This is a genomic window from Sphingobacterium hungaricum (assembly GCF_015210005.1).
In the GTDB taxonomy this organism is placed as follows: Bacteria; Bacteroidota; Bacteroidia; order Sphingobacteriales; family Sphingobacteriaceae; genus Sphingobacterium; species Sphingobacterium hungaricum.
The window spans coordinates 627,584-639,553 of record NZ_MU158697.1; the positions used below are offsets into that span (position 1 = coordinate 627,584).

Consider the following 11,970-nt stretch of genomic DNA (forward strand, 5'->3'; position numbering starts at 1 on the left):
GAAGCATACTAAGGGATATTTAGTAATATGCATGCTATTTTATAAATCTTTTAATACTTTTGATTAAAAAATTGCATGTTGAGTAAAAAAACAAATTCCCTGAGAATCTTAATAGTACTCTTAATCGCTCAACTTCTGAGTCCAAATTTAGAAGCACAAGTAGCCAATAAAATTGACCCTTCGGGATATATTCATAAATATAATGCTTCATTCAATGGAATAGGCCCAACTGTGTATATTTTGCCCGCCCCACGCAGCAAAGAGGAATTGTTATCCGACTCTTATAAAGCAAAGGTGAATTTTGCAGATACGATTATTTTTGCTCTGGCATTTCAAGATTTATTGGCGGATTTCAAGTCGACAAGCAATGCGATTATTTCCAAAGAGCTCGTGAATGAAAATAATAAGACGATTGAATCATTAACTCAATATATTGACCAGGAACTTATTCAGCAAAATTATGTTCTGGCATATGGTCTTTTAAATGAGTCCGCAAGGTTTTCTTTGGAACAAAACAATCCCACGCAAAGCATCAATTTTCTTTTAGACGCTTTGATGCATGCGCAAAAAACAACTCACATCAACGACATTGCATCCATTCAGTACAACTTAGCGATTCTGTATTTGTTCACGAGAAATAACGAAAGAGCTGCGGAATTTCAAGACAAATATTATTCGTACAGCGTGAATAACAGACTGCCTGTAGAACAAGCCAACTCACTCGTGAAGATTGCTCTAATTCAGGCCTTTGACCGAGATTATCGTTCTGCAGAAAATACAATCATCCGCAAAGCCATTCCTTTGTTCAATAAAAACAAAGCTTACGAAGGAAAGATAAATGCTTGGAAACAATTGGCCACCATCTATCAAATGCAAAATAAGCATGCTGAAGCGCAATGGTTCTTATTGCAAGCGCGCGATTTGGCGAATAGCAAAAATTTAATCAGCGAATTGGCCGAAATAGAATATATGTTGGCTTCTTCAAAAATGATTCAAAAGAATTATAAAGTTGCTCAAAAAGAATTGCAGCAAGCTCAGACATTGGCAATAGCCGAAAACAACAAATACCTTGAATTAGCGATTCAAGATAAAATTGGAAACATCTATATGATTTTCAATGAATATGAGCAAGCTGAAACGTCTTTGAAAAGTTATTGGGTCTTGAGAGAAGAGATTTTTTAGCCGTTCCTTACAAAACCTCTTTTAAGAACAGCATAAGATGTTCCCATGAACGCTTAGCCATAATCTCGTTGTAGTCTGCTGATTCAGGATTTGTAAACGTATGCTTGCTCTGTGCATAGTAAATCATTTGCCAATCAGTTTTACCGGCATTCAATTCTTCGGTCAGCAAATCAATATCTGCTTTCGATACCGAAGCATCATCCGCTCCATGCAAAACCAATACTTTCGTTTTGATAGGTACATTTTGACGATTGCCTTTAGAAAGCCCCCCATGAATAGAAACAGCTGCTTGTACAGGTAGTTGTCCTCGTGCCGCTTCCAACGCTCCAGTACCACCAAAACAATAGCCGATTACGACAATTTTGTTTGGGTCAGCACCTTGTTTGATTAATTCGTCCAAACCCGCCTTAATTCTTTTTTGGTACGCCTCAAAGTTCGTTTTATAGTATCCAGCCGCTTTACCAGCTTCTTCATTTGTAGCCGGCGTGTTACCAACGCCGTAGATATCCGCAATAAAACTAATGTAACCTGCTTCTGCCAAATTCTTCGCAGCTTCCTTCGCTTCATTGTCTATTCCTTTCCACGCCGGCAAAATCAAAACCCCAGCATTTCCGGATTTTGGCTTGCCGACTAAGCCCTTAAGTTCCTGAGAATTTTCAGAGTAAGTGACTTCTTTTAGCTGTCCAAATGAGTAATTTGAGATAATCATAGACACGGTAAGTAGGATAATTTTATTCATAACACAAATATTACATGTAGTTTATTCCCTATAAATATACAAAATTGAACAAATTGACAGGTATTAAAGTATAAATTCAAAAAATTGACTTTACATTTATAAAAATTTTAATGCTAAAACAGATACAGTGTAGTTTTTTAATTAAATTTAGCGACTCGGTTCTAGCTAATGAAACTGTAGATTTAGTATTTTAAAGAATAAAATGTATTATAATAAACCCTTAAATATGTTTAAAAATTTTATTGTTGGTCTGGCGCTGGTTTTAGTTGTTGCTTGTGGGTCAAAGCCTCGCGTGAATTTGGAGGAAGAAGGATTAATACTAAAGCCTACTACACAACATGAGATTATTGCGAAAGAAGTCGCTGGATTATTAGAAACTTTCAGCTACAAGAGAGTACCGATGAATGATTCCATTTCTAAAATTGTGTTCAACAATTTATTGGAAGCGGTCGACCAAGGAAGAAACTATTTTCTACAGTCGGATATTGATGATTTTCAAAAGTATAAAAACTCCATCAGTCAAGATTATAAAAATGGCGATTTATCAGCCGCATTTTATATTTTCAACGTATACACACAACGTTATTTAGAGTCCATGGAATATGCATTGACGCAAGTTGATGCGCCACATGATTTCAACGTTGCTGAAACATACACCAATTACCGCGAAAAATTAAATTGGTTTAAAGACGAAGCGGAATGGAAAAACCAATGGCGTAAACGTGTGAAATACGATTTGCTAAACTTAAAATTGACAAGCACAAGCAAAATAGATGACTCAGCAAAGCATGTAGAAACTTTGCGCAAGCGTTATGAAAACATTATTTCGCAAGCGAAAAAAACAAATGCTAATGATGCGTTTCAATTGGTCATGACCGCACTTACAGATGCTGTTGACCCGCACACCACCTATTACAACCCTTCTTTTGCGCAAGCGTTCAATGAAGGAATGTCGAATACATTGGAAGGAATCGGAGCCCGTCTACAGATGGACAACGAAATGGTTACGATTAAAGAAATCATTGCTGGGGGGCCTGCTTTTAAGGATAAGACCTTGCACATCGAGGATAAAATCATTGCGGTAGCGCAAGGTGAAAAAGGTGAATTCGAAGACATTGTCGGCTGGAGAATTGACGCCGCTGTCGGAAAAATCAAAGGACCAAAAGGTACGATTGTCCGTTTGAAAATCATTCCTTCCGGCCAAGAATTAACAGCACAACCAAAAATTGTGACTTTGACGCGCGATAAAATCGTGATTGAAGAAGAGTCTGCCAAAAGAGAGACGAAAACAATCAAAGGTCCTGACGGCAATACCTATAAAGTTGGTGTAATTACCTTGCCAAAATTCTATATTGATTTTGAAGCGTTGAGAAAACGTGACCCAAATTACAAAAGTACAACCAGAGATGTCCGATTGTTATTGGATAGCTTAAAACAAGATAAAGTAGATGCAGTTGTTTTGGATTTAAGAAACAACGGTGGTGGTTCTCTGCAAGAAGCAATTGAATTAACAGGGTTATTTATTGACCAAGGTCCAGTCGTTCAAGTTAAGGACACTAGAAACCGCATTGAAATCAATAGCGATAAAGAAGCGGGAACTTCTTGGGACGGCCCTTTTGGTGTAATTATCAATCGTTTCTCGGCTTCGGCTTCTGAAATTTTTGCTGGCGCAATTCAGGATTACGGACGCGGTGTTATTTTAGGTTCTCAATCTTATGGAAAAGGAACTGTTCAATCCGCTATCGAAATGTCTCGCGTGATTAGCCCAACGAGCAAATTATTACTAAAAGCTGCTGGCGAAAAAGATGAAGACACACCTAACGGAGCTCCAGAATATGGACAAATCAACATCACCTTAGGTAAATTCTACCGTGTGAATGGAAGCAGTACGCAACATAAAGGTGTATCTCCGGACGTATCTTTCCCAACGCAGTTCTCTGCTGAAAAATTTGGCGAAAGTTCTGAACCTTCGGCTTTGCCTTGGGACCAAATCAAACCGACAACTTTTACTAAAGTTGCCGACTTAACTGCCATCAATAAAACGCTGAACGCAGCGCATGAAAGCAGAATGAAAAAATCTCCTGAGTATGAGTTTTTGTTAGAGGATATCGCAACGTTCAATAAATTGGATTCAGTTCCGCAGGTGAGCTTGAAAGAAGCTGATTTGAAAAAAGAGCGTGATGATAACAAAACAAAAAATAGAGCTCGTATCAATAAAGAATTAGAATTAAGAGGTCTGCCATTATGGAAAGAAGGCGAACCGCAGCCGAAAACATCGTTTGATTATATTTTGGATGAAAGTCTAAATGTAATGGCTGATTTTATTCACGGGGGAACGATAAAAATTAAAAATTAAAAAAAAATGTCTAGCGCCAACAAAAGGCGCTAGACGTTTTTTTTAATAGGTATGTGTGCTCTATGCTACAAATTCCAAAGGGTAGAATAGGTACAATGTCCATCGCCGATGCAAGGTACTGAGCCTTTTTTGTTGACCAGACTGGAAATTCTGAAAGCAATGGCACTTAAAAAGAAATGTCTAGCGCCGATACCGGTGCTAGACATTTCTTTATGATGGGTTTCTGTGTTTTCGTGCTAGAACTACAAAAAGCAGGAGAAAGCAAAATCTTTATTCCTTATTCCTACTTCACCTTCATAACCATCATCACTTCCATCACTTCCATCACCATCACTTAATAGCCCACTCCTGTCCTTCTTGGCTGACGAATAGCTGGCCAAGTTCCTGGATTTCCATCTCTTCCAGCAGGAAGTACGCGTTGTTCTCTATTTACTAAACCTGGTTCTTCTGAAGCTTTGTAAGCAAGAATAGCTGTCAACACTACATTCGCTTTCAAATCATCAAAAACCAACTTATCGTACGTATCTAAATTCGTATGCCATGTGTTTGAAAAATAACCCCACGAGAGTGAACTTAACATAAACGCAGGAACACCAGCGGCTACGAACGAAGCGTGGTCAGAACCTCCACCACCCGGAGAACCTGGAAACGTGGTTTCAATATCTTTTGTTAATTCTCTCGGCGCAGCGTTCAACCATCTTCCTACGAAGTCATACGCATGCACGAAGCCCGAACCATTGATTTGAGCAACTCTTCCTGTTCCGTTATCGAGGTTGAATACCGCTTGCGTCTTCTCTACCACTTCAGGATTATCCAATACAAATGCTCTTGAACCATTTAATCCTTGCTCCTCACTGCCCCAAAGTCCAACAAGAATTGTTCGTTTCGGATTAGGTAAAATTTTCTTCAGCACTCGCGCCACTTCCATCATCGCGATTGTTCCTGTTCCATTATCAGTTGCACCAGAACCGCCTTCCCAAGAATCCAAATGTGCCGAGAGAATAACATATTCATCCGGAAATTCCGTTCCTTTAATCGTAGCAATGGTATTGAACGATGGAACATTTCCTAAATCTTTGGAAGATGTTTCTACTTTAATTTTAGGCTTGTGCCCTTTATCGGTTAATCGATAAAGAATACCGTAATCTTCAAGAGAAATATCCAAAGAAGGGACTTTATACGAGCGGGAACCAAAAATTTTATTGGCTCCAAACTCTCTTGACCAGTTTGAAGTCAAAATACCTACAGCTCCCGCTTCTTCAAGAACCGAGGGAATGGAATTTTGATTTAAGCCCGTTGCTCTCAATTTCGAATTCCATGCTGTAGAAAGCGCCTCGCGCTCCTTTTTCATTTTCTCAAATGATTCTGGAGTGGCAAATTCTTCCCAATTGTGGTCTGGTCTTCCTGTTGGCTGAGGCATTGAAATCATCACATATTTGCCCTTTACATTCGGCAACCAATTGCGGAATTCTAAAGAATCTTTAAAATCGGGCAAAGCGATTACTTCACCTTCGATGGATTTGCCTTTTGTGCTAGGACTCCAAGCTAATTGCGTTCCAGCGATAGTTTTTAATCGTGGATGGGTCATATCGATATGCGATATGCCGCGTTCCCAGCCCCGCCATTCTCCAAATTGTTGGTTTTCTGCAGCAATTCCCCATTTTTGGAACGTCTGAACTGCCCATTCATTGGCTTTGGTCATTTGAGGAGTTCCAACCAAACGAGGTCCTACCACATCCAATAGCTCGAAAGCTAGGTTCTCCAGCTGCGAATTGTTGTTTGCTTCATCAATAATTTGTTTGACCACTGGGTCGATGACTTGGGCTTGCTCCTGAAAACGGCCAGGTTGCGCCATTGCAACTAATCCAATAAAGACAAAATGGACGCTGAACAGGTATTTGAGTTTTGTAATAGACATAGTCTTTTTCATGCGAATAGATTAATTTAAATAAAGGATAGTCTAAATTTCCTGATTTTTTTTAAAACTAATGCATTATCCCAAAACTATTACAAAAGAAAACCCTCTGATTTAACTAATCAAAGGGTTTTTAAACAAGACGATTAATTTATTATCGCCAATCTTTATATTGGTTGATTAATCCATTTGTGGATGAATCATGCGAATTGATTTTTTCATCACCGCTAAGTTCAGGTAAAATTTGGTTTGCCAATTGTTTCCCCAATTCGACGCCCCATTGGTCAAAACTGAAAATATTCCAGATAACACCTTGAACAAAGATTTTATGTTCATAAAATGCAATCAAAGTTCCCAATGCTTTTGGTGTAATCTCTTTGATTAAAATGGAATTTGTCGGGCGGTTACCTTCAAACACTTTGAAGTTTTTCAGCTTTTCGATTTCCTCCTCTGACTTTCCTGCTTTTATTAATTCTTCTACTACAACTTCTTCTGTCTTTCCATTCATCAAAGCTTCCGTTTGTGCAAAGAAATTCGATAGCAATAATTGATGGTGGTTCCCAATAGGATTATGTGATTTTGCTGGCGCAATGAAATCGCAAGGAATTAATTTCGTTCCTTGGTGAATCAGTTGATAGAATGCATGTTGTCCGTTTGTTCCCGGCTCACCCCAAATAATAGGCCCAGTTTCGTACGTGACGCGATTACCGTTGCGGTCAACATATTTACCATTGCTTTCCATATCACCTTGTTGGAAATATGCCGCAAAGCGGTGAAGGTATTGGTCATAAGGTAGAATCGCTTGGCTTTCCGCATCGAAAAAGTTGTTATACCAAATGCCTAAAACAGCCAGTATAACTGGAATATTTTCTTCAAAAGCTGTTTCTTTAAAATGAACATCAGCTTCATAAGCGCCTTTTAAGAGTTCTTCAAAATTATCAAATCCGATGCTTAAGCAAATCGAAAGACCGATTGCAGACCATAACGAATAGCGTCCTCCAACCCAGTCCCAAAACACAAACATGTTCTGCGTATCGATTCCAAATGCCGCGACTCCTTTTTCATTCGTGCTTAATGCCACAAAATGCTTAGCCACATCGCTTTCATTCGCTTCGCTATTTAAAAACCAATCCTTCGCAGAGTTGGCGTTCGCCATCGTTTCCTGCGTCGTAAAGGTTTTCGATGCGATTAAAAACAAGGTCGTTTCCGGATTTAAATCTTTGACTGCTTCCGCAATGTGAGTTCCATCCACATTAGATACAAAGTGTACATTCAATCTTGTTTTATAAGATTTCAATGCTTCGGTCACCATAACTGGCCCTAAATCAGAACCGCCGATTCCGATATTGACAACATCGGTAATCTCTTTGCCTGTAAAACCCTTCCATTCGCCAGAAACTACGCGGTTGGTAAACGATTTCATTTGGTCTAAAACGGCTTTAATTTGTGGCATCACATCTTCGCCTTCGACTAAAACAGCATTTCCGCTTTGGTTTCTCAATGCGGTGTGCAATACCTGGCGTCCTTCCGTTTCATTTATTTTTTCGCCAGCAAACATCGCTTTGATGGCATCATCAAGTTTGCATTCCTTCGCTAATTGAAACAAAAGAGCAAGCGTTTCTTCGTTAATTCTATTCTTCGAATAGTCAACTAAAATATCATTAAAAGAAATAGAGAACTTCTCAAAGCGAGCAGGGTCATCTTGAAATAAATCTTTTATGCTTTTTTCGTTAATCGAAATGAAATGGTCTGCTAAATATTTATACGAGGGTGTGGTTGTAAAATCTATTTTTGGAAACATACTGTTATCTTCTTTTTTCAAAGATAACAAAACACGTAAGCATATCAGCGGAAATATTTTATTAGGTCCCCATTTAGCCTGATTTTGACAAACGGCACATTTTTAATTTTTTTTAGCTCTTATTTATGCTACCTTCATGATGGATACGACATTTAACAAAACGACTCAATCTAACGTAGCAATGCAAAACAAACCCATTCATACATTTAGAATTCTGCTTTATTTCATTGTCTTATTCAACCTTTTCATGACTGTCGGACTCCCTTTGTTAATCCATTATTTGGGAGAGATGTGGAAGTTTGAGAATGTCCTTGACAGGTCGGCTGAGATGGCTTTTTTCTGGTTAGGAATTGGTTGCTTGCTATGGGCTTCGGTTTATCTGCTGTACTATAGGATTTTTATTTCTGGCGATAAGAGAAAAAAGAAATTTCTTGAGAATCTAGCTGACGAAGCTAAAAAGGTGAACGGAAAAATTGTTGCCTATCATGCGGTAGGAACTTCCGAGAGCGGAGAACTGGTTTCTCTTAACGTGGAGTTCACCAATTTTGCTGGTTCATTGGTTCAGTCTACTATTTCATTTCTGGACAGCCAGCCGGAAAAAAACAGGTACACCTTAGGAGCAGATATTCCCCTTCTGCTTTTAGATAAAAATGGAAAAGCAATTATTGAAGTAGAAGCAAAAGGCGTTGTGTGGAACAAGGGATTGAGGACGATGCACTATCTTGTTTTCTTATTTTTACTGGTATTCGCACCGATTCTTCTGTATTATTCTCATGAGATTGAAAACCAAGGCGCTGGATGGCGGTATTTGAGTTTTTCTCATCCATTTGTCTTGATTCCCTTTATCTTATTAATCGAACTTATTATCATTCGGATTTTTACGCTGAAAGACATTTTCTCTCCGAAAAACAACCTATTGCTTCTTTATGGAAAAACAGCAAATGCTGTTATCATCCATCGAAACGAAACTGGAATGACAGTCAATGACAGGCCAGAAATTAAAATCACCGTACAGTACGAAACTTACGAAGGCAAATCTCATACCGCTAGTTTCAGTCGGCTAATCAGCATTTTGGATGTTCATAAGGTTGATGTCGGCGTGACAATCCCAATTCTGTATGACCCCAAAAATCCAACAACAATTTACATCCCCAAACTAAATGAATAAAAAACACTTTTCTCTTTTTGCAATCTTGGCTTTCTCGCTATATTTTATTTCCTGTGATAAGCTTAGAGAGAGCTTCGAACGCACAAAAAATCCAAAGCGGATAGATTTGCGCCAAGCAGATGATGAAATCCATTCAGATACTGTTGCTCATTCGAAAGCGAAAACATTTCAAAGTCTATATCATTCCGCAGAGCGATTAGATAGCATACAATCGGAACTTGAAAATCTTCCTGAATTGAAGGGAAAAAAGATTAACATCTATCACTCGCTATATTTCTATGATTTTAAAGCTGGTTACATTTCGATTCGTATCCAAAATCCGGACAGCGCATCTTATATTGATGAGTATAAATATCAAAATGGAGAATGGCAGAAACCCGTTCCTGTAAAATTAAGTCGTTTGGAAAAAATCGATGACGGATTAATGCCTTTTAATGAAATTAAATTTTCTACCGCCAAAATAGTCCACGACGTATCCATGGATAAAACGAAAGAACTTGGAGGTAAAGGCAACATCCAGCATGTCTATTTCAATTTCCATAATTATGCGAAAAATAAGAAAGCAACTTGGAACACTCGAATTTATGGTGTTCGCGCTGACTACAGCGCATATTTTTCGATAGATGGCAAGTTTTTAGAGATGCGTTAATCGCCTCATTTCGTTTGCTTCAAAAAAATGTTTTTTGAGTATATTTGTGCTATGACCAAAGAACAAATACAAGACTTGAGGGATAGAGTGTCCGCCCTGAGGAGGCATCTTTGACATCGATGTCAAAAAAGAATTAATCGAAAAAGAAACAGCGGTTACGTTAGAACCTGACTTCTGGAACGAACCTAAAGAAGCCGAAAAAGTGCTTCATGTAATCAAAAACACAAAAGTTTGGACAGACCAATTTGATTCGGTTGTCTCTGCTGTGGATGATACCCAAGTTCTCTATGAATTCTTCCAAAGTGGCGATGCCACAGAAAAAGAATTGGAAGAACAATTTCAGCTAACCTTGGAACTGGTTGAAGAATTGGAATTCAAAAACATGCTGAGCGCTGAAGAAGACCAACTGGACGCCATCTTACAAATTACGGCGGGAGCCGGAGGAACCGAAAGCTGTGATTGGGCAGCGATGTTGATGCGCATGTACATTATGTGGGCTGAAAAACATGGCTACAAAGTCACTGAACAAGATTATCAAGAAGGTGACGTAGCTGGAATAAAATCCGTTACGCTTCAAATTTCAGGAAATTTCGGTTATGGCTATTTGAAAGGAGAAAATGGAGTTCATCGACTGGTACGCATCTCTCCATTTGATTCGAACGCCAAACGCCACACGTCTTTCGCTTCGGTCTATGTCTATCCATTAGTGGACGATACGATTGAGATTGACATTAAAGATTCTGAAATTGAATGGGACACGTTTCGTGCAGGTGGAGCCGGAGGGCAAAATGTAAACAAAGTAGAAACTGCGGTCCGTTTGCACCACAAGCCAACTGGAATCATTATTAAAAACCAGGAATCTCGTTCCCAGTTGCAGAACAAGGAAAACGCAATGCGTTTACTGAAATCGCAACTTTATGAGATTGAAATGCGCAAACGAAGAGAAGCAACCGCAGCAATTGAAGATTCGAAAAAGAAAATTGAATGGGGTTCTCAAATCCGTAACTATGTGCTCCATCCTTATAAATTAGTGAAAGACCTTCGGACAAATCACGAAACGTCAAATGCACAAGCGGTATTAGACGGTGAATTGGATGAGTTTTTAAAGGCTTATTTGATGGAATTTTAAGACAAAAATTTCAATCCAAGGATAAAAAAGCTCGTGTAAATTTCTAATTTTTACACGAGCTTTTTTTGTGCAAATTACTGATGTAGCACGAATGGAATCAACCTAAAACTATCTTCTATGTGTAAAGGCGATACCTACCAAAACTGAAACATTCGGATTTTGTCAGCAACAAGCTAAGTACTAATTCGGAAATTCCTGTTTTTGAGCTGTTTTTACTTTATTCGCTTCAGCTGTTTTATTGCTGGATTTATAATATTTGTAAACAAGGTCGTAGACAGTATATTTCCCCCATCTCGGTGCATACATATTATTGTCTGATTGTATAGGAAGTTTTATAGCCTTGAGCCCTAGAGATTCGACTTTGCTCATCCCTCCAAAAAATTTCGGAGTAAAATAATTCAATTGTATCAAAACGCAGTAAGCGCGAACGTTGTTGGCATCCAATTGAAGTGATTTCTCTGCTAAAGCTTTCACTTTATCGGACATTCCCAACATTTTTATTCTGCTTGCGAATTGAATAGAATAGGAAACACAGGTTGCATAAAGCGCATAGTCCTCAGAATTTGCCAAATTACTTTTGGCATTTGCGATTGCTTTCTCAATAAATTCTTCCGCTTTATTGTCGTCTTTCACAACATCTTTGTAATACAATGCAGTGTAGTAGAGTAGATAGGTTTTCCAGTAAGCCTTATATCGTTGAGGAATTTTGCTGTCCGATTCGATTGCTTTTATCTTATTTTCTAAATAGGACTTGTTCTTTTCAGAGAAGGCGCGTTTCGTCGTTTTGTCAATCTCGGTTTGGAAATACGTTTTGGCTTCAGTTGTAACGCCCGCATCTAAATTTCTATGTTTAGCAATCCCCAAAAAAGCCGAAACCCTAGTTTTGGATTCAGCGGATATTGTTAGCGCAACGAAAACAAGTGCCGTTGTCAATATCAATCGTAATTTCAAGCTCATTTATTTCGTTCTAATCTTTACACCCCAATCACAGCACTATTTTGCTTAAGCAAAATAGTGCTGAATGGCAATCC

At 38.6% G+C, this 11,970-nt stretch carries 10 protein-coding genes; 6 read left to right on the forward strand and 4 right to left on the reverse strand.

Going from position 1 to position 11,970, the window contains the following annotated elements; translation table 11 throughout:
* Positions 1–75 precede the first annotated feature (75 nt).
* Positions 76–1,182 carry a tetratricopeptide repeat protein gene (locus C4F49_RS02690; protein WP_196934318.1) on the forward strand — a complete coding sequence of 369 codons (1,107 nt, stop codon included), beginning with the start codon at positions 76–78 and terminating at the stop codon, positions 1,180–1,182.
* A 7-nt stretch (positions 1,183–1,189) separates the two neighbouring features.
* Here the strand turns inward: C4F49_RS02690 and C4F49_RS02695 are convergent, their stop codons facing one another.
* Positions 1,190–1,921: a dienelactone hydrolase family protein gene (locus C4F49_RS02695; RefSeq protein ID WP_196934319.1), complete on the reverse strand. Its 732-nt coding sequence runs from the start codon at positions 1,919–1,921 to the stop codon at positions 1,190–1,192.
* A 226-nt stretch (positions 1,922–2,147) separates the two neighbouring features.
* Here C4F49_RS02695 and C4F49_RS02700 point away from each other — a divergent pair, with 226 nt between their 5' ends.
* Together C4F49_RS02700 and C4F49_RS02705 are read left to right on the forward strand one after the other, a co-directional pair.
* On the forward strand, positions 2,148–4,277 hold the full coding sequence (locus tag C4F49_RS02700) for a carboxy terminal-processing peptidase (protein ID WP_196934320.1): 2,130 nt from the start codon (positions 2,148–2,150) through the stop codon (positions 4,275–4,277).
* A 176-nt stretch (positions 4,278–4,453) separates the two neighbouring features.
* A complete protein-coding gene (locus C4F49_RS02705) occupies positions 4,454–4,615 on the forward strand; it encodes a hypothetical protein (protein ID WP_196934321.1) in 162 nt (53 codons plus the stop codon).
* On the opposite strand, the gene C4F49_RS02710 is transcribed toward C4F49_RS02705, so the two are convergent.
* A complete protein-coding gene (locus C4F49_RS02710) occupies positions 4,612–6,207 on the reverse strand; it encodes a M20/M25/M40 family metallo-hydrolase (RefSeq protein ID WP_231388182.1) in 1,596 nt (531 codons plus the stop codon). The two genes, C4F49_RS02705 and C4F49_RS02710, sit on opposite strands and share 4 nt — an antisense overlap.
* A gap of 139 nt (positions 6,208–6,346) precedes the next feature.
* Positions 6,347–7,993, reverse strand: a complete 1,647-nt coding sequence (pgi, locus tag C4F49_RS02715; protein WP_196934322.1) for a glucose-6-phosphate isomerase — start codon at positions 7,991–7,993, stop codon at positions 6,347–6,349.
* Between the two features lie 136 nt (positions 7,994–8,129).
* Between pgi and C4F49_RS02720 the strand changes: the two genes are divergently transcribed.
* From C4F49_RS02720 to prfB, 3 genes are all read left to right on the forward strand, one after another.
* Positions 8,130–9,161, forward strand: coding sequence for a hypothetical protein (locus C4F49_RS02720; RefSeq protein WP_196934323.1), 1,032 nt, complete (start codon positions 8,130–8,132; stop codon positions 9,159–9,161).
* Positions 9,154–9,810 (forward strand): hypothetical protein, encoded by a 657-nt coding sequence (locus tag C4F49_RS02725; protein ID WP_196934324.1) that lies wholly within the window; start codon positions 9,154–9,156, stop codon positions 9,808–9,810. Before C4F49_RS02720 ends, C4F49_RS02725 begins: the two co-directional genes overlap by 8 nt.
* A 51-nt stretch (positions 9,811–9,861) precedes the next feature.
* Positions 9,862–10,939, forward strand: a protein-coding gene (prfB, locus tag C4F49_RS02730; RefSeq protein ID WP_196934325.1) for a peptide chain release factor 2 whose coding sequence is annotated in 2 segments (ribosomal slippage) — positions 9,862–9,921 and positions 9,923–10,939 — 1,077 coding nt in all. Because the reading frame shifts where the segments join, the coding sequence is not laid out codon by codon here.
* Between the two features lie 180 nt (positions 10,940–11,119).
* Here the strand turns inward: prfB and C4F49_RS02735 are convergent.
* Positions 11,120–11,896, reverse strand: coding sequence for a hypothetical protein (locus C4F49_RS02735; RefSeq protein ID WP_196934326.1), 777 nt, complete (start codon positions 11,894–11,896; stop codon positions 11,120–11,122).
* Positions 11,897–11,970: the final 74 nt, after the last annotated feature.